Annotated in this window: 16 protein-coding genes; 8 read left to right on the top strand and 8 right to left on the bottom strand. The window is 70.3% G+C overall.

The features are described from left to right. Positions 1 to 23 precede the first annotated feature (23 nt). From ACQPYE_RS28375 to ACQPYE_RS28365, 3 genes are all read right to left on the bottom strand, one after another. On the bottom strand, positions 24 to 1493 hold the full coding sequence (locus tag ACQPYE_RS28375) for a tryptophanase (protein ID WP_498715718.1): 1470 nt from the start codon (positions 1491 to 1493) through the stop codon (positions 24 to 26). A 23-nt stretch (positions 1494 to 1516) separates the two neighbouring features. After that, positions 1517 to 2647, bottom strand: coding sequence for a tryptophan dimethylallyltransferase family protein (locus ACQPYE_RS28370; protein ID WP_498715717.1), 1131 nt, complete (start codon positions 2645 to 2647; stop codon positions 1517 to 1519). Between the two features lie 694 nt (positions 2648 to 3341). Next, positions 3342 to 3773, bottom strand: coding sequence for a hypothetical protein (locus ACQPYE_RS28365; protein WP_498715716.1), 432 nt, complete (start codon positions 3771 to 3773; stop codon positions 3342 to 3344). Between the two features lie 172 nt (positions 3774 to 3945). Between ACQPYE_RS28365 and ACQPYE_RS28360 the strand changes: the two genes are divergently transcribed. Then, entirely contained in the window at positions 3946 to 4368 is a 423-nt protein-coding gene (locus ACQPYE_RS28360; RefSeq protein WP_498715715.1) for an ATP-binding protein, read from the top strand. Between the two features lie 13 nt (positions 4369 to 4381). On the opposite strand, the gene ACQPYE_RS28355 is transcribed toward ACQPYE_RS28360, so the two are convergent. After that, positions 4382 to 4726, bottom strand: coding sequence for an STAS domain-containing protein (locus ACQPYE_RS28355; RefSeq protein ID WP_498715714.1), 345 nt, complete (start codon positions 4724 to 4726; stop codon positions 4382 to 4384). Between the two features lie 426 nt (positions 4727 to 5152). Between ACQPYE_RS28355 and ACQPYE_RS28350 the strand changes: the two genes are divergently transcribed. After that, positions 5153 to 9301, top strand: a complete 4149-nt coding sequence (locus tag ACQPYE_RS28350; RefSeq protein ID WP_498715713.1) for a SpoIIE family protein phosphatase — start codon at positions 5153 to 5155, stop codon at positions 9299 to 9301. Next, positions 9301 to 9612 (top strand): STAS domain-containing protein, encoded by a 312-nt coding sequence (locus tag ACQPYE_RS28345; protein WP_498715712.1) that lies wholly within the window; start codon positions 9301 to 9303, stop codon positions 9610 to 9612. The genes ACQPYE_RS28350 and ACQPYE_RS28345 overlap by 1 nt, the downstream gene beginning before the upstream one ends. A gap of 47 nt (positions 9613 to 9659) precedes the next feature. Here the strand turns inward: ACQPYE_RS28345 and ACQPYE_RS28340 are convergent, their stop codons facing one another. Continuing rightward, positions 9660 to 10994 carry a GAF domain-containing protein gene (locus ACQPYE_RS28340; protein WP_498715710.1) on the bottom strand — a complete coding sequence of 445 codons (1335 nt, stop codon included), beginning with the start codon at positions 10992 to 10994 and terminating at the stop codon, positions 9660 to 9662. 837 nt (positions 10995 to 11831) lie between these two features. Here ACQPYE_RS28340 and ACQPYE_RS28335 point away from each other — a divergent pair. The 5 genes from ACQPYE_RS28335 to ACQPYE_RS28315 all read left to right on the top strand — a co-directional run bounded on the left by ACQPYE_RS28335 (position 11832) and on the right by ACQPYE_RS28315 (position 14153). Continuing rightward, complete coding sequence (locus ACQPYE_RS28335; RefSeq protein WP_498715707.1) at positions 11832 to 12203, top strand: hypothetical protein; 372 nt, start codon at positions 11832 to 11834, stop codon at positions 12201 to 12203. Positions 12204 to 12227: 24 nt separating this feature from the next. Continuing rightward, positions 12228 to 12605 carry a hypothetical protein gene (locus ACQPYE_RS28330; RefSeq protein ID WP_498715705.1) on the top strand — a complete coding sequence of 126 codons (378 nt, stop codon included), beginning with the start codon at positions 12228 to 12230 and terminating at the stop codon, positions 12603 to 12605. Between the two features lie 25 nt (positions 12606 to 12630). Further along, positions 12631 to 12825, top strand: a complete 195-nt coding sequence (locus ACQPYE_RS28325) for a hypothetical protein (RefSeq protein ID WP_498715702.1) — start codon at positions 12631 to 12633, stop codon at positions 12823 to 12825. Continuing rightward, the gene (locus tag ACQPYE_RS28320; RefSeq protein WP_498715701.1) at positions 12822 to 13262 is read left to right on the top strand and encodes a hypothetical protein; all 441 of its coding nucleotides are present in this window, start codon (positions 12822 to 12824) and stop codon (positions 13260 to 13262) included. The genes ACQPYE_RS28325 and ACQPYE_RS28320 overlap by 4 nt, the downstream gene beginning before the upstream one ends. Positions 13263 to 13442: 180 nt before the next feature. Then, positions 13443 to 14153 carry a hypothetical protein gene (locus ACQPYE_RS28315; protein WP_498715700.1) on the top strand — a complete coding sequence of 237 codons (711 nt, stop codon included), beginning with the start codon at positions 13443 to 13445 and terminating at the stop codon, positions 14151 to 14153. Positions 14154 to 14400: 247 nt separating this feature from the next. On the opposite strand, the gene ACQPYE_RS28310 is transcribed toward ACQPYE_RS28315, so the two are convergent. Genes ACQPYE_RS28310 through ACQPYE_RS28300 form a run of 3 tightly spaced genes read right to left on the bottom strand, consistent with a single transcriptional unit; the run spans position 14401 to position 17401 of the window. Next, positions 14401 to 15369 carry a zinc-dependent alcohol dehydrogenase family protein gene (locus ACQPYE_RS28310; protein ID WP_498715698.1) on the bottom strand — a complete coding sequence of 323 codons (969 nt, stop codon included), beginning with the start codon at positions 15367 to 15369 and terminating at the stop codon, positions 14401 to 14403. A gap of 3 nt (positions 15370 to 15372) precedes the next feature. Then, positions 15373 to 16146, bottom strand: a complete 774-nt coding sequence (locus tag ACQPYE_RS28305) for a HisA/HisF-related TIM barrel protein (RefSeq protein WP_498715695.1) — start codon at positions 16144 to 16146, stop codon at positions 15373 to 15375. A 16-nt stretch (positions 16147 to 16162) separates the two neighbouring features. Beyond that, positions 16163 to 17401, bottom strand: coding sequence for an FAD-dependent oxidoreductase (locus ACQPYE_RS28300; RefSeq protein ID WP_498715693.1), 1239 nt, complete (start codon positions 17399 to 17401; stop codon positions 16163 to 16165). Positions 17402 to 17411 lie beyond the last annotated feature (10 nt).

Below are 17411 nucleotides of genomic sequence, written 5' to 3'. Positions count from 1 at the left end.
GAAAACCTCGCCTCGTGCCCGGCTCAGAGGCTTGCGGCGGACGCGGGTGGGACCGCCACCGCCGTCGGGCGTGGTCGCGGGCTCGGCGCGGTGGTGGAATCGGTCGTCGCCCGGAGTTCGTCGGTGTGGAGCGGTACGGGTTCCAGCGTGCACTTGAAGTGCCTCAGCAGGGGTGGTTGTCCGGTGATCCGGTAGCCGGGCAGGTGGTCGGTGTTCCCGGCGATCCGGGCGAGGGTCCGGCCGACGTGCTCGATGTGGCTCTGGCTGTAGACCCGGCGCGGGATGGCCAGGCGGAGCAGTTCCCACGGGGCGCTGACCACGGGGTTGCCGTGCTCGTCCTCCTTGCCCAGGTAGAGCGAGCCGCACTCCACGCTGCGGATGCCGCCCTCCAGGTACAGCGCGCAGGCCAGCGCGTGCCCGGGGAAGCGGTGCGGGGGGATGTGCGGCAGGAGTCGGCCGGCGTTGAGGTAGACCGCGTGCACGCCCGGCGGCTCCACCACCGCGACCCCGGCCGCGCGTGCCAGTTCGGCGAGGTAGGCGGTCGTGGCGGCCCTGGACCGAAGGTAGTCGGGGTCGGTGACCTCGATCAGTCCCTGGGCGAGCATGTCCAGGTCGCGGCCCGCCAGGCCGCCGTAGGTGGGGAACCCCTCGGTGGCGACGAGCAGCAGCTCACACCGCTGTGCCAGGTCGGGGTCGCGCAGGCCGAGGAAGCCGCCGGTGTTGACCAGGCCGTCCTTCTTCATGCTGGCCGTGCAGCCGTCGGCGAGCCGGAACGCCTCCTCGGCCACCTCGCGCGGGCTGCGGTCCCGGTAGCCGGGCTCGTTCCGGGTCACCAGCCAGGCGTTCTCCGCGAAGCGCGCCGCGTCCAGGAACAACGGCACCCCGTGCGCGCGGCACAGCCGGGCGGTGTCGGTGAGGTTGGCCATCGAGACGGGCTGGCCGCCCATGCCGTTGCTGGTGAGCGTCATGACGACCGCGGCCACCCGCGGACCGTCCGGGCCGGTGAGGGTCCGGTGCAGCGCGTCCAGGTCGATGTCGCCCTTGAACGGGTGAGGGCTGTCCAGGTCCGCCGCCTCCGGGCACGGCAGGTCGCGGGCCTGTCCGCCGACGAGCTCGACGTTGGCGCGGGTGGTGTCGAAGTGCGTGTTCCCCAGGGTGAGCTGCCCCGGGCGCAGCAGGGTGGAGAACAGGATGCGCTCGGCGGCCCGCCCCTGGTGCACCGGCAGGACGTGCGGGTAGGAGGTCAGGTCCCCGACGACTTCCTGGAACCGGTGTGACGAGCGGGCCCCGGCGTAGCTCTCGTCACCCAGCATCGCCGCGGCCATCTGCGCGGCGGACAGCGCGCCTGTGCCGGAGTCGGTCAGCAGGTCGATGGTCACCTCCTCGGCCCGCAGGTTGAACAGGTTGTGGCGGGCCCGTTCCAACGCCTGCTCGCGCTGGGCCCGCGTGGTGAGCGGGATGGGTTCCACGACCTTGGCGCGGAACGGTTCCATGACCGGCACCTCGTCCACGTCGCTCACCTGCCCGCTACCGCGTCGGGAACGCGGGTGCGCGGCGGTCGGACCAGGTTGGCCTCCGCGGACAGGTACGCGGTCAACCGCCGGGCGTGCGGCGTGAACACCTGCGACAGGTAGGAGATCAGCCCCACCCCCGCGTCCAGCCGCCGCCCGGTCACCGCGGCCAGCGCCCGGTCCAGCACCACGGGGTCATGTCCCTGGCTACGCATCACCGCGACCGCGCGGGCGCGCGCTTCCCCGTCGTGCTCGACGTAGTCCCGGACCGGCACGTGCACGGTGTACCCGCCAGGCTGTTCCCGGTCGGCGTCCACCAGCGAGTAGCACGAGACCAGGGGCCGCGTCGCGGAAGGGCCCGCCCCGCCGACGGCGCGGCAGAACTCCTCGACCGCCGCTGCGGAGGTGCCGGGAACCGCGCCCGCCGCCCTCGCCGCGTCCTCGGGACCACCGCCGTCGTGGGCGAAGTAGACCTTCACCCGCGGCCGGGACCACTGCCCGAGGTCCAGCGCGAAGTACATCGGCCGGCTCCCGTCGGCCACCGCGTCACCGACCAGCCGGCGGGCGCGGCGGAAGCCCAACCGGGCCAACCCCTCCTCCAGCAGGTCCGGGGCACGCGCGGCGCCCCGTGCGCACGGATCGAAGTAGACCTTGAACGACGGCTCGCCGTGCGCGGTCAGCACGACCGCGCACCACAACCCGAACGTGCCCCGTGGCCGTTCGGGCAGGAACAGGTCCTCGACCAGGGCGAACCGCCGCAGGTCGAAGCTGTGGCGCTCCGCGAGCCCGCGCAGGACCCGCCGACCGACCGCCACGTTCTCGCGAACTCCCGGCGGCACCCCGTTCGGCTCGGCCAACAGCCGCAGCTGCGGCTGTTGGCCCGCCTCGAACGAGATCGAGTACTCCACCGGCGAGTGGTCGTCGGACACGTCCGAGCGCCACCATCCGGGCTCGCCCACCGGGAGGGTGGCGGAAGGCCCGAACAGCGCGCACCCGAGGTGCCCGAACTCCACGTGCCGACCTGTCAGCCCCACCGCCTCGGCCAGGGCGGTGAACTGCCGGTGAACGAGGTGCCCCAACGAATCGGAGCCGGAATTCCGGACGGTGGAACGGATGAACGCGGTCGCGTCTGACATGACGAGATTCCCCTGCCCCCAGAGTCGTATCGTCACTCCAGTAACCGGCACATCCCGTGATCACGGAAGCAACAGTGCCCGTACGGGGGACATGCATCCCTCGATGGAGTTGCCGAACGCCGGTGCGGCAGGTCATCCGCCGGCCAGAACCCGGCTCGTCGCGTCAGCCGCTTCACGACGTAGGCCCGTCGCCGAGCCAGTTCGTGGCTTACCGCCTGCATCGAGACGTGAGGTCGTGCTCCCCAGAGCCCGACGCGGTGCCTGGTCGGGGGGACGACGCGGTCAACCTACCGGTCGGGCGTCGCGCAGGCGGCGCGCCGGACCGATCTTCCGCCGGTATCCCTGGTGCCCGACCGTGTGCGCTTGGGAGTGCCCCGCCCGGCCCTGCGAACCGGGACGGGCAACGACCGGGTGACCTTCCTCCGCGACGGCAACGACGCGGTGCTCGCCCAGGCGGACATGCCGCTCGGGGTCAGGCACCTGTGGGTGGGCGCCGCGCCGGCCCTGCCGTCGCCACGACCGTCGGGGTCCTGGCTCGTCGCCCCCGACCCGGGACACCGGTGGCTGCCCTCCGCGAGCGCGGTCCTGCACGCCGTGCGACGCACCACCGCGGCAGCCGCCCGCTCGATGTCCTGGCCCACCCCACACCGGCCGGACCAGCACGCGGCACGGCGTGGCGCGGGTCACCCAGGGCTTAATAGTCCAGTTCGAAGTCGCGGTGGTCGTCGGGGTCGACGGACGCGACGAGCTTGTTCCCCGGCCTCAGGCTGGGGTCGTACCTGGCGTCGTGCTCGATCACGAACTCGGGCACGTCCGGGCCCTTGATCAGGAGCCGGACGCGGACCGTGGCGTCCTCGCTGATCGGCTCCATGGACAGGACCACGGCGGTCGCGGGCAGACCCACCTCGTCCAGGCGCAGCAGCCGCCGCTTGGCCCGCGCGATACCGCGCCACACGGCGATGCCCAGCGGCAGCAGCACCGCGGTGAGCACGATGCCGACGGTGCCGCCGTCGTTGGCCGCGTAGACGATCGGTCCGGTGACCATCAACGCCGCGGCGAAGAGGTGCAGGATCACGTTGTTGTCCCGGTTGGCCCCGCGCACCTCGACGAACCCGTCCTCCGCCATTCCGGCACCTTAAGCGATTCAGGGGGTGCCGTACCCGCCAATGGTCTGATCTGTGGACTGACGCGAGCCGTTCGGTGAGCGGTTACGGTATTCATCGCCGTGTGGTTGACGGTCAGAACACGTGGGTACCTCCACGCCGTCCAACGTCTTCGGCGGAGAGGACGTGAGACGCGTGACGTTGCTCGAAGAAGACGAGAGCGGCTCTGGAACGCTGATCTTCGACCTGGTCGATGAAGAGCCACCGCTGGTTCGGGTGCGCCGTTGGGTGGAGGCGGCGTTGTCCGACCTCACCGATGACGAGGTGGGTGACTGCCTGCTGGTGGCCACCGAACTGGTGGCCAACGCCTACGACCACGGCCAGGCGCCGCGGCGCGTGCGGCTGCACCGCGTGCCGGAGCCGTGCTCCGTGCGGATCGAGGTCGACGACGCGTCGCCCGGTGAGGTGGTGGTGGGACGGTCGAGCTTGGGCCCCAACCGCGGCCGGGGCATGGTGCTCGTGGCGAACTTGAGCGCGGACTGGGGCATCGAGCACCGTGCGCACGGCAAGACGGTGTGGGCGCAGGTGCCCTACGTCACACAATCGCCGGCTGGCTGAGAGTAACCGGTGGTCAGCGCGACCGCATGGCGGTGATCGCCTGGTCGACCGTGTCGCGCACGATCACTTCCGCGTCCATTTCGGTGATCCGCATCGGAAGCAGGACGGCGCGGTTGCGCGCCACCACCGCGAGCGTCGTGCCCTGAGCTTCGGCACGCACCGCTGCTTCAGCCAGCAGTTGCAGGCCCGTGGAGCCGAGGAAGTCGACGCCGGACAGGTCGATGACCAGTCGGCGTGGGCGTCGGTCGAGCTGGTCGACCACGTGGGCCCGGACCGGTGCGGTCGTGGTCGAGTCGATCTCACCGATGACCACCACCACGGGGACATCGCGGTGTCGAATGGTCTCGACTGTCGCCATCTCGGAAGAGCGGAGCATGGGGTGCCTCTCGTCGGAACCCACGAGAACCGGCAACCGAGCTGCTGTTGTTCAACCCGTATCGTCGCTCTGCGGCGGATCGGTGAGGACTCACCGAACTCAACAGTACGTGTCCGTCACGGCTCGGCACAATCAACCGGCGGAACATTCGGAGACCGGCCTCGTGGCGGCCACCCGATGGTGGTGCGCAAAACCGCACGTCCCGCACCTGCTCCATCCCGGGCACGGTGACCATGAGGTGCGGATATCCGCCGATCGAGCAGTCGGACACGTGCACCCCCGGTCCGGAGCGCGCCCACCACGACGTGATTGCTTATCATCCAGCCAGCCCCGTCACCGGGCTCGTGACGATCGCGGAGCCGGGTGACAGCCGTCGCAGCGGTGGCCGGTGTGGAGGAAGAGGATCGAGTGGCAGGTTCTGACGACGCAGGGCACAGAGCGTCGGCCGCCGCGGTCGACGTGTTCGCCGCTGACGCCGAGGTCGGTCGGGATCTCGCCGTCGTGGACTGGGCGGCGACGCCGCTGGGGCCGCCGGTCGAGTGGCACCAGAGCCTGCGCACCGCCGTGAGCATCCTGCTGTCGTCCCGTTTCCCCATGTGGTTGGCGTGGGGACCGGAGCTGACGTTCTTCTGCAACGCCGCCTACCGGCGGGACACCCTCGGCCGGAAGTACCCGTGGGCGCTGGGTCGCCCGGCGAGCGAGGTGTGGGCCGAGATCTGGGGTGACATCGGGCCGCGGATCGACACCGTGCTGACCACGGGGGAGGCGACCTGGGACGAGGCGCTGCTGCTGTTCCTGGAACGGTCCGGTTACCCCGAGGAGACCTACCACACGTTCTCCTACAGCCCGCTGCGCGACGACGCCGGTGTCGTGGTCGGCATGTTGTGCGTGGTGAGCGAGGAGACCGAGAGGGTCATCGGCGAGCGGCGGATGGCGACCCTGCGGGACCTCGGTTCGGATCCCAGCGTCGTGCGCACCGAGCAGGAGACGCTGGCCTTCTCCTGCCGGCAGCTGGCCCGCAACCTGCGGGACCTGCCCTTCACGTTGACCTACCTGTTCGACGACGACGGCGGCGCGCACCTGGCGGGTGCGACCAGGATCGCGGCCGGGCACCCGGCCGCGCCGGCGGAGTTGGCGGTGGACGACCCGGCCGCGGTGTGGCCCGTGGCGGCGGCTGCCCGGGGTGACTCCGCGCTGGTGGAACTCGACGGACCCGCGTTCGCCGGGCTGCCGGGCGGTGACTGGCCGCAGCCTCCCACCAGGGCGCTGCTGGCGCCGTTGCAGCAGCAGGGCGGCACGCCGTACGGGTTCGTGGTGGCCGGGTTGAACCGCTACCGGCCGCTGGACGAGGGCTACCGGGGCTTCGTGGACCTGGTCGCCGGGCACGTGGCGGCCGGTATCGCGAGCGCCCGCAGCTACCAGGCCCAGCAGCGCCGGGCCGAGGAGCTGGCCGAGCTGGACCGGGCCAAGACCGCGTTCTTCTCCAACGTCAGCCACGAGTTCCGCACCCCGCTGACCCTGATCATGGGGCCGGTGCAGGAGCTGCGCGACCGGTTGGCGGAGTCCGACCCGCGGGCGCGCGAAGAGCTCGACGTCGTGCACCGCAACGGGCTGCGGCTGGGCAAGCTGGTCAACCAGCTGCTCGACTTCTCGCGCATCGAGGCAGGCCGGATGCAGGCCGCCTACGCGCCGGTCGACCTGGCCGTCGTCACCGCGGACCTGGCCAGCGTCTTCCGCTCCGCGATCCAGAAGGCCGGGTTGGCGTTCGAGGTGGACTGCCCACCGCTGCCCGAACCGGTGTACCTCGATGGCGGCATGTGGGAGAAGGTGGTTCTCAACCTGCTCAGCAATGCGCTGAAGTTCACCTTCGAGGGCTCGGTCGCGGTGTCCGTCCGCGCCGGTGACGGCGAGGCCGTGGTCACTGTCGCGGACACCGGCATCGGCGTGGCGCCCGAGGAGATCCCTCGGTTGTTCGAGCGCTTCCACCGCATCGAGAACGTCCGCGCCCGGTCCAACGAGGGCAGCGGCATCGGGCTGGCCCTGGTGCGGGAGCTGGTGGGCGTGCACGGCGGCACGATCACCGCCGACAGCGCGGTGGGGGAGGGCACCCGCTTCACCATCAGGCTGCCGTTCGGCTCCGCCCACCTGCCGGCCGACGCCCTGGCGCCCAGCGGCGCACCGTCCACGGCGGCGTCCACGGCGGCCGACCCGTACGTGCAGGAGGCCCTGCGCTGGCTGCCCGACGAGGGTGGCGCGGACGTCGTGGGGTCGGACATCGGCGGTCCGAGCGCACCCGGTCCCACCGTGCCCACGAGGGTGCTGGTCGCCGACGACAACGCCGACATGAGGGAGTACCTCACCCGGCTCCTGTCGGGCGCCGGGTACGAGGTCCGAGCCGTCGTCGACGGTGCGGAAGCCCTCGACGCCGTCCGGAGCCACGCCCCGGACCTGGTCGTCAGCGATGTGATGATGCCCCGCCTGGACGGCCTGTACCTGGTGGCCGCGCTGCGGGCCGATCACCGCACGGCGGCGGTGCCGGTGCTGCTGCTGTCGGCCCGGGCCGGGCCGGAGGCGTCGATCGAGGGGTTGCGGGCAGGCGCGGACGACTACCTGGTCAAACCGTTCGCCGCCGCCGAGCTGCTGGCCCGCGTGCGGGCGAACGTGGAGCTGTCGCGGCTGCGCAACCACCAGGCCCGCTGGCGCACCGCGCTGATCGACTCCCTCCAGGAGGCGTTCTTCGTCTGCGACGAGGACGGCACGGTCGTGGAGACCAACGCCGCGTTCACCGACATCCTCGGCTTCGGACCCGAGGGCCTGCCCTACGCCCCGACCCACCCCTGGTTGCCCGACGCCGACACCGATCCCGAAGCCCACCGGCAGGTCGCCGACGCCTTCGCCGGTCTGCTCGGCCGCGACCAGGGCAGCTGCACCATCCCGGTGACGCACCGCGACGGGCACCCGCTGTGGGTCAGCGTCATGTTCAACCCCGCCCAGGACCCCGACACCGGTCGCACCGTCATCGTGGGCACCTTCCGCGACGTCACCGCCGAGCACTACGCCATCCAGCGCGAGACCGCCCTGGCGGCGTTGAGCATGCGTCTGTCCCAGGCCGCCAGCCTCCCCGAAGCCCTGGCCGGAGCCTTGCGGGAGTTCGAAGACCTGTGGCACGCCCGGCGCGCCGTGGCCGTCGTGTTCACCGACCACGGCAAGTCCACCCTGACGAGCACGGACCCGGACCTGTCCTGGGAAGACCTGACCGAAGACCGTCGCGAGGCCCTCACCGCGCTGCGCGAGCGCCCCGCGTTGAGCCCGACCACCCACGGCGCCGGGATCAGCCTGGAACACCCCGAGGGCACCATGGTGCTCTGGCTCGACCTGGACGACCACCGCCCCTTCACCGAGCAGGACCAGCTGCTGCTGTCCCTGCTCGCCGGGCACCTCGCCCAGGGACTGAGCCGCGCCCACCAGATCGACCAGCAACGCGAAACCGCCCTGGCGCTGCAACGCGCCATCCTCGGCCCGTCCCGACTGCCCGACGGCTTCGCCGTGCGCTACGAACCCGCGGTACGCCCCTTGGGGATCGGCGGTGACTGGTACGACACCGTCGTCCTGCCCGACGGCCACATCGGCATCGTCGTCGGCGACTGCGTCGGCCGCGGCCTGGAAGCCGCCGCCATCATGGGCCAGTTGCGCAGCGCCTGCCGGGCGCTGCTGCTGCAGCAGATCGGCCCGGCGCGCACGCTCATGGCCCTGGACCACTTCGCCGCCGCCCTGCCCGGCGCGTTGTGCACCACCGTGTTCTGCGGCGTCCTGGACCCGGAGACCGGTCGCTTGGTCTACTCCAGCGCCGGACACCCACCCGCCATCCTCACCGAAGCGGACGGCGCCACGCGCCTGCTGGAGGAGGGGCGGTCGACCCCGCTCGCCGTGCGGCCCGGTCGCGAACGTCCCGAGGCGGAGTGCGTCCTGCCACCCCGCGCCACTCTCCTGATGTACACCGACGGGCTGGTCGAGCGGCGGCGCCGCCCGTTGACCGAGGGCATCGACGAGGCGGGTGAAGCCGTCCAGGCCGGCCGCGACGCCCCGCTCGACGACCTCGCCACCCGGGTGATGGACCGATTGGCGCCGGCCGGGGGGTACGAGGACGACGTCGCCCTCCTGCTGTACCGCCACCCCGCTCCCCTGGAGCTGACCTTCACGGCGGAAACCGGTCAGCTCGCTCCGGTCCGCGACACCCTGCGCACCTGGCTGAACCAGTGCGGACTGCCCCCTCGGACCGTGCAGAGCGTGCTGCTCGCCGCCGGTGAGGCCTGCGCCAACTCCATCGAGCACGGCTACCGGGACGAGCCGGCCGACGCCGTCCGGCTGCGGGCCGAGGTGCTGGTCGACGACCTGTACCTGACGGTGGTGGACAACGGCCGCTGGAAGACACCCCAGCCACAGGCCAACCCGCACCGCGGACGCGGCGTGGACCTGATGCGCGCGACCATGCGGGACGTCACCATCACCCGCGGCCCGGCCGGCACGACCGTCGAGATGCACACGAGGATCACCTGATGAGCACCACACCGCTGACCCTCACCACCGACCGCGGCCCGGACGGAACCGCGGTCCTCAAGGCCGTCGGCGAGATCGACATGAGCAACAGCGATGCCTTCGCCGCGGCCCTGGCCGCTGCTTCCGACGGTGCCCGGGGGCGACTGCTGGTGGACCTCACCGAGGTCGACTACCTCGACAGCGCCGGCCTGAGCGTCCTGTTCTCCTACGCGGACCACATCGAACTCGCCGCCAACCCCCTCCTGGAGCCCGTCCTGACCACCTCGGGGCTCACCGAGCTGACTCCCGTTCGCGGGCTCGAAGACCTGTGACGCAGGCTCTGCGGCCGTAGCGCCGACGCCCGGCTTCCGCCTGAAGCTCAATCGGTGTGGGGCTGTCCCTTGTGCCGTGCTCGGGCGGGTCGGCGGTCGATGTAGGCGGCCAGGCCGCCGAGTTCTTCGCTGGCGATGAAGGCCGACCGCACGGTGAGGAGGGCTTCCTCGGCGTGGTCGTGGCAGCCCCATGCCGCGTCGCCCCAGGCGTCGGCGACCTTGAGCTCGGCCGGTTCGGGGCACCCGTCCGCGCCGCCGAGCCCGCACTGCCGGGGGTGTGGCACGGCGGCCTGCGCGGCTGTGGCGTCGCGCATCCGGTCGGCCAGTTCCGCGGCGGCTTCGGCGCGCTGCTCGGCTTCGGCGCGCAGCTTCTGCTCCGCGCGCATCGCCTTGGCCAGCTCCGCGTGGGCCGCTTCGGCGCGGGTCTCGGCGTCGCGTCGTGCCTGCTCGCCGTGGTGGCGTTCGATGGCCAGGGCCGCGGTGCCGGCGAAGATCCGGGCCAGTGCGAGGTCGACGTCCTGCGGGGCCCGGGCGGCTCGGTGGTACATGGCGAAGGTGCCCAGCAGGCTCCCGTCGCGGGCCAGGATCGGCGTGGACCAGCAGGCGGCCAGTCCCGCCCGGTCGGCCAGGTCCCGGAAGTCGTCCCAGAACGGGTCGGTGGCGATGTCGGTGACGATGACCGGTTCCCGCCGGTGGGCGGCCGTGCCGCACGAGCCGACGCCCTCGCCGGTGGCGATCCCGTCGATGGCCTGGTTGTAGAAGTCGGGCAGGCTGGGCGCGGCACCGTGGCGCAGGTGCAGGCCGTCGGGATCGGCGAGCAGGACGGAGACGAGCACTTCCTCCGGGGCCAGCTCTTCGATGCAGCGGGCCATCCCGTCGAGGACCTCGTCCAGGGGCGCCTGCCGGGCGATCTGCTCCAGCAGGGCGCGGTGCTCGGCCATCAGGTGCTGCGCGTGCTTGACCTGGGTGGTCTCCACCCCGATCACCCGGATCCCGACGACGTTGCCCTCGCCGTCGCGCCGCGGCTCGTAGGTGAAGTCGAAGAACGCGTCCCGCGCGTGCGGCCCGGTGTCGAGCACGACCCGCACGTCGCGTCCGGTGTAGGACTCACCGGTGCGGTAGACCTCGTCGAGCAGGGCGATGAAGCCTTGGCCGGCCAGTTCGGGCATCAACTCCGCCAGCGGGACGCCGGTGCGCGCCCGGTGCTCGCCGATGGCGGCGAAGAACGCCGGGTTCGCCGTCTCCACCACGTGCCCCGGCCCCGCCAACGAGGCGTACACGGCGATGGACTGCCCGAACAAGACGCGCAGGTCCTCCTCGGCCGCCTGTCCGGCGACCGCGGTCTCTGCGGCGAGAAAGTGCTGGTCTGGTGCCGCCGTCATCGTGTAATCCGTTCCCGAAGTCTGTGGTGCCGATGATAATGCGGGGACGTACCGGGCTGTGCGACGGCTTAGCGCCTGGGACACGGCCGTGCCCGACCCACAACCTCGACCACGTACGGGTTGGCGCCGGTCCTTTGTGGAGCGTCCATGCCTGCTGCGTCCACTGAGGCGCGGTGTCGGATCGGCGTCGGCATCTCTGTGGATCGTGGGTAGCGGGCATGCCACCGGGGGCTGGGTACCCACCTGGGCGGCCGCTGAAACTCATGATGTGAGCGTGATGACGTGGATGGAGTCACGACTCGTACCTGTGCAACCCCGTGCTGCAAGTGCTACTGCTGGTAGTTGAACGACTCGCCGCAGTGCCGGCGACCCGTGATAGTCGAGTAGAACTCATAAAATGCTGGGCCGTGTGAAGCGGACGCGCCGAAACCTTTTGGCCCTTCCGGTCGATAGAGCCTTCGACAGCGCCTACCCCGAGGAAGTGCAGAGCCGCATGTCGACCGCTGTCGGCGTACAGGTCAACGTGCCCAGCCCGGTACGGATGAACGTGCACACGAGCACCAGGTGGTCCCCCAGGCACGGGCAAGTTCGTCCTGGTGTTCTGGCACGTCCAGTACTTGCCCTGATGGGTCGGTGGCATTTCCGTCGTCGACCCATCAGGTGAACGTCCCTCATCTGTCGATGAGCGGCTTCCAGCGAGCCGATGGACGCGCGGAGACTGCATGGTGGTCGTCCTGCCGCCTGTGGAGTCCGTAACGCTGACGCGATACCGGCCGATCTGTTGGTAAGTGCCCGCCGAAGGCGTGGTGACCCTTCACCAATGTGCGATGCGGGAGGTTGACGATTTTCGAGTTCCTGGGCTCGGCGTTGTTGGCGCTGTTACTCCTGTGCCTGAGTATCGGTGGCGCGAAGTTCTTGCTCGTTCCACTCTTCCGATGGCTACTGATATCTGGATTTCAGGCATTGTCGGGCGAAGAGGGGTTTCTGCGGACGGTTCGCCAGATCTTGTCGTATCCGGTGCGCGCGTTGCTTGGCAGGCAGCGCAAGGCGCGCCACGGCGACATGGACAGTGAGGTCGAGTTGTTCCTTGTCGATGTTGGATTCGGACTGCTGATCAGTTCGGTACTCCAAGGCTTCTGGCTGACGTTGCTGACAGCGTTCTGCGTCGGCGTGCTCGCAGTGATCGGTTTCGTGGTCGCGGACGTATGACCGAATCAGTGAGGTGTGAGGTCAGTGGGTAATTCGATCGAACCGGCCGGGTCGCGGGTGCCTTTTACCTTGCGGGGCCAAGATGGCTTAATGTCGTCCGGTCGAGATATTGGCGCATTGGTGGTCGAAGCGGTGATGCATGCGCTCCACTACCCGGCTGCGGCCGTGGTGCGCGGAGTGATCATGACCGTGAATAAGCTTAGAATACAAGTCGAAGTGCAGATGCAGGACGCCAGGGTAGCCAAGCGGTGCGAGCTGAACATAGTTACCGCGAAACGGTTTAATGACTACCTTCTGCTTGTTCAGGCCGATCACTCCTGGCATCCGGAGGTGCGGAGACTGCTGGAGGAGAACCTGCTTAGCGATCTAAAGCACGAGATGGGTAAATTGCGGGATCAATGATCCGGTTCGAGATGGGAGTCTCGCGATGGGCGAAGTAGAGAAACAAAATCCAGCCGGTGGCGGGGTTGCTGAGGCGGGCAAGGCGGCTAAAATTGCCCAACTGGCTGCCGGTTTGGAGCGCAAGGCCGCACTCATTCGTCAAGAGGTTAGAGTTGACATGCGCATTTCGGAGATTGTGGCCGAAGCCGAGATTGAGCAGGACAGGCTGGAGCGAGGATGAGTGACCGTGCCGAGTTGGAGGCGCTGATCCGGACGCAGATAGAGGAACCGGCGGGACGTCGAATTCTGGAAATGGTGCGTGCGGGCCATATCGGCCGAGCCGATGTCGATTTGTTCAGCACTTCCGCGGAGCGTTACAAAACCGCGGTACTGGCCGAGTACGAGAGTTTTGACCCCCGTGTGCGCGATGAATTGCGCAAGTCTTTGCTGGTCGACTATCAGCACGAGATCGACAGGCTCATCAAGGACATCGTCGCACGATCGGCTGCCTCTGCTCAGAAACCGAAGTCGGTCGCCGGATCCGAACAGTCAGTCCCGACGCCTTCTGGGCAAGTAAACGCTCCGGAAGGGGAGGAGGGTAGTGGACCTGCAGTCTCGAATCTGCTAGGTAGGATGACTAAGTATCTTTTTCCTGGCAAACTTCGCCCGCCCCAATAGTGCGTGGTCAGCGACATGGGACTGTTGGCGGGTTTGGCTGATTAGTGCGACCGGGGTGGGTCGGCGTTGTCGGGAAACGCAGAATATCCGCGCATGCCGCAGAGCGCGCTCGCGTGCCGGCTTGGCCACTACGGCCGCCAGCGTCCATAGGCTCGATGAACTTGACGTCGGTCAGCACCCTTGCGCTGGTCGCCGCTGATGTGCACGGCATCCCGTACTTACCTGTGCACACTGGGGCGTACGCCGACAACCGCAAGCGACCGTTGGGCCAAGTACGGCAAGTTGGGCGCGGCTGGTGCAGTCGTGGGGGCTTTGGTGGTCGGCGCGGCCAACCTCGACGGGGCCTTGTCGTTCGTCGAGCGCTTCGTCGGAGCGGGTGAGTCGACCCAGACCACGATCGCCCGGTCTCCCGAGCGGCAGGACACCCCGACCGTGCCGCCGACGGCCACGGTGTCGGAAACCCGGGAACAGCCTGCCGTCACGATCGCCGATCCCCCTCCGGTGGTGACCACGACCCGGCCACCGGCTCCCGGGCCCACCACGACGGCCGCCCGGCCGACCCGGGCCGGAGCGCTGGTGATCACCATCAAGATGGGGTCGGGCGGCAAGATCGGCCCGTCGGAATACCGTGCGGGAGCCACACCGGGCGCGAACGTCGACGTCTACGACGATGTCGGTCAACTCAGCTCCGGCTGCTACCCCTCCTGGGTGCTGACCCGTGAGGACGCCGTGGTGCAGAAGATCCGAAATGGCAGGTGCACGTCCGGCGGCATCACCATGTTCAACTTCAACGACTCGCTCGACATGCCGGGCCGTTACCGACTCCAGGTCGACGTCGTCACCGACGCCGGGCAGACCGGCAGCGCCTCCACCGACTTCACCGTGAGCTGACCTGTGCCCCCTCGGAAGTCATTGGCGGCGCAGGACCTGGTGAACACGCGGTGCGCCCCGGGAACAGCGCGTTCCAGAAGACCTGACCGGCCGCTCCGCGTGGCACGCCGGGGTGCGAAGCGATCTCGCCGGCGGGTGTCAGTGGAGCGGCACCGGCCTTGAGCCGGGCCGGCCGGTCGGTGCCCAGGTCGCTGAGAAGCCGGCGCTGTGGTGGGAAAAGGAACTGTCGGGCACGTGGCCAGGTGGGTCAGCCGGTGAGGATCACCTTGCCCCGGCGGCCAGGTCGGTGGACGTGGTCCAGTGCGGTGATGACGTCGTCCAAGTCGTAGGCGGCGGCGATGGGTGCGGCGAAGTCGGCTGTGCCCAGCAGGTCGAGGGCGCGTTCGGTCAGCTCGGCACGGACCTCGGCGGTCTGCCGGGAGAGCTGGTGGGGTAGCCAGAAGCCGCGGACGGTCACGTCGCCGAACACCAGGGCGTGGGGTTCGACGGTGATCGCGCCGCCGTCGAACATGCCGAGCACGACGGCCTGGCCACCGTCGCGGAGGCAGCGGAGGGCGGTGCTGCCCGGCTCCCCGCCGACGACGTCGAGCACCGCGTGGACGCCTTGCCCACCGGTCAACTCGCGCACGCGGCCGACCAGGTCGTCGGTGGCGGTGTTGACCACGGCGGTCGCTCCGGCGCGGGTCAGGTCGTCGTGGTCGCCGTCGCGGACGACGCAGACGCACCGGACGCCGATGCGGTGCGCCAGGTGCAGGACCATGCGGGACAGCGCGGACCCGGCCGCGGTGATCAGCAACCAGTCTCCGCCGCGCAGCGCGAGTTGACGGGTCAGCAGGAGTGCGGTGAGGGGGTTGACGGTGAGTTGGCAGGCCACCGGGTCCGCCAGCCGGTCGGGTACCGGGACGACGTCGGTCTCCGGCACCGCGACGTACTCCTGCCAGGTGCCTTGAGAGGACAGGGCCACGCGTTGGCCGACGGCGAGGCCACCGCCGGTCGTCGTCTCCTCGACGGTGCCCACGCCTTCGAACCCCGGCACGGTGGGCAGCGTGGGACGGCGGCCGTAGCGCCCCTCGATGAACAGCTCGTCGGACGGGTTGACCGGGCGGGCACGGACCCTCACCAGCACCTCACCGGCGCCAGGCCGGGGCCGGGGACGGTCCTCCAGCGTGACGACCCGGGACGCGGGCCCGTACCGGAAGAAGACGACGCTGCGCACGGGTCACCGCCCGTCGGGCAGGGGAACGCGGCGGACGTCCTCGATCGTGACGCTGCCCGAGTGGAACATCTTGTTGGCCAGCACGTAGGACGCGCCGCCTTCCGCGATGCCCTGGTGCAGGTCCTCGACGGTCCGGCTGCCGCCGGAGGCGACCACGGGGAGTCCGGTGGCCTCGACCAAGGCGCGGGTGAGGGCGTGGTCGAAGCCTCGCCCGGTGCCTTCCCGGTCGGCGCAGTTGGCGATCACCATCCCGCACCCGAGTCCGGTCAGGGTCCGCCCGAAGGAGACGACGTCGATCCCGGTCGCCTCGTCACCGCCTTCGACGTAGACCGTCCAGCCGTCCTGCCCGCCGGACCGGTACCGGGCGTTGACCGTGCCCACCACCCGGTCGGGTCCGAAGCGCGCGACGGCGGCCGCGACGGTGTCCGGGTCGGTGATCACGCTCGTGCTGACCGACACCGCGGTCGCCCCGGCGTCCAGCAGGCGCCCGCAGTCCTCGACCGAGGGGATGCGACCGTCGTGCAGCGACACCAGGACTTCGACCAGGGGCGCCGCGCCGGCGATGACCCGCATCGCGTCGTCGGCCTGGTCCCACGTGTCCACCACGTCGAGCAGGACCCGTCGCACGCCCGCATCGGCGTAGCGCCCGACCAACTCGACCGGATCCCACTGGTCCCGCACGCCGGGGACGCCGGTGGGCTCCGTGGAGCGCCCGGCGGACACGTCGACGCACGGGATGAGCAGGTCGACGAGAGTTCGGGGATCGGTGACTGGCATGAGGTCCTCCAGCGGGTCACGGTGCGGGCAGATGGCGCAGGCGGGTGCTGTTCGGCGCGATGCGGCGAGCCACCGCGGCGGCCGAGGCGATCGTGCTTTCCTGGTCGCCCAGCCCGGTGGTGTGGTGGCCGGCGAAGTGCAGGCCGCCGAGTCCCTGCAGGTCCGTCAGCGCCCGTTGCGCGTCGATCACGTCGGTGGTGGGTGACAGGGCTTGGAAGGTGCTCGCCGCCAGGACGCGTCGTGGCGGGGTGGCGCGGTGGGTGATCTGGCTCTTGAAGACGTCGACGCCGTGGGAGGGCCCGCACCAGGTGCTCGTCTCCGCCCAGCCGTCGTGGCTGACCAGGTTCTGGGTCGACCACAGCGAGCGGTCGGTCGGCACGTAGGCGGGGTCCAGGTGCAGGGCGTAGCGCAGCTGCCGGTAGGTGAACCGTCGCAACACGTGCAACGGCGTGCCGGGCCCGGTCATCGACGCGGGCAGCAGGCGCACGGCGGTCGGTGGCGGCACGGCGAGCACGAGTTGCTCCACCGCGCAGCGGCGGCCCGCGGCATCGACGAGCACGTACCCGTCGCCGGTGCGTTCGACGCGGTCGACCACCGCCTCGGTCCTGATCTCGGCGGTCGTCAGCTTCGAGGCGAGCGCCCAGGCGAGGCTTTCCATGCCGCCGCGCAAGAGGCGCACGTGCGGTGCCGTGTCGTTCGCGACGGCCGACAGGTAGGTCAGGACCACGCGGGCCGACAGTCCGGGCACCTCCGCCACGGGGCACCCGAACAGGCCGGCCGGCAGTGCGCAGAGGACGTGATCCCGCACCGCGGGTGGTAGCGACCGCAGTGCCGGCACCGCGCCGAAGGGGACGTCCCAGTCCGGCAGCTCCCCCACGCCGTCGAGGAACGACCGCACGTGTTCCCACCACCGACCACGGCCCACGTGGGCGGGTCGTCCGGGGTGGTCGTCCACCAGCAGCGGGGAAGCGTCCCCGTCCGTGGAGAACGTGTGCGAGGACGGGACGTCGACCACGTGCCGCTCGTCAACGCCGACAGCGCTCAGCAGCGCGGTGTGCGGCGAGGAGTCGTCCGCCGCGATCTCCTGGGTGCCGAGGTCGAACACGGCGGGCACGCCGTCGACGCACCCCGTCACGGACCGCGCGTTCCCCCCGATCCGGGGACGGGCTTCCAGCACGACCGCGGCGCACGCCTCGTCGATCAGCCAGGCGGTGACCAGACCGGCGATGCCCGCACCGATGATGCCGACTCGCATGGCGATCTCC

The organism is Actinosynnema sp. CA-299493, assembly GCF_050946825.1.
GTDB lineage: Bacteria > Actinomycetota > Actinomycetes > Mycobacteriales > Pseudonocardiaceae > Actinosynnema.
The sequence above is the reverse complement of the archived record's forward strand: the minus strand, read 5'-3'. Positions and strand labels throughout refer to the sequence as shown.

Bases quoted from the DNA above. Each gene is read 5' to 3' on its own strand.
- ACQPYE_RS28320 (WP_498715701.1), top strand. From the start codon at position 12,822: ATGAGTGACCGTGCCGAGTTGGAGGCGCTGATCCGGACGCAGATAGAG.
- ACQPYE_RS28365 (WP_498715716.1), bottom strand. From the start codon at position 3,773: ATGGCGGAGGACGGGTTCGTCGAGGTGCGCGGGGCCAACCGGGACAAC.
- ACQPYE_RS28300 (WP_498715693.1), bottom strand. From the start codon at position 17,401: ATGCGAGTCGGCATCATCGGTGCGGGCATCGCCGGTCTGGTCACCGCC.
- ACQPYE_RS28375 (WP_498715718.1), bottom strand. From the start codon at position 1,493: ATGGAACCGTTCCGCGCCAAGGTCGTGGAACCCATCCCGCTCACCACG.
- ACQPYE_RS28340 (WP_498715710.1), bottom strand. From the start codon at position 10,994: ATGACGGCGGCACCAGACCAGCACTTTCTCGCCGCAGAGACCGCGGTC.
- ACQPYE_RS28345 (WP_498715712.1), top strand. From the start codon at position 9,301: ATGAGCACCACACCGCTGACCCTCACCACCGACCGCGGCCCGGACGGA.
- ACQPYE_RS28325 (WP_498715702.1), top strand. From the start codon at position 12,631: ATGGGCGAAGTAGAGAAACAAAATCCAGCCGGTGGCGGGGTTGCTGAG.
- ACQPYE_RS28370 (WP_498715717.1), bottom strand. From the start codon at position 2,647: ATGTCAGACGCGACCGCGTTCATCCGTTCCACCGTCCGGAATTCCGGC.
- ACQPYE_RS28355 (WP_498715714.1), bottom strand. From the start codon at position 4,726: ATGGCGACAGTCGAGACCATTCGACACCGCGATGTCCCCGTGGTGGTG.
- ACQPYE_RS28305 (WP_498715695.1), bottom strand. From the start codon at position 16,146: ATGCCAGTCACCGATCCCCGAACTCTCGTCGACCTGCTCATCCCGTGC.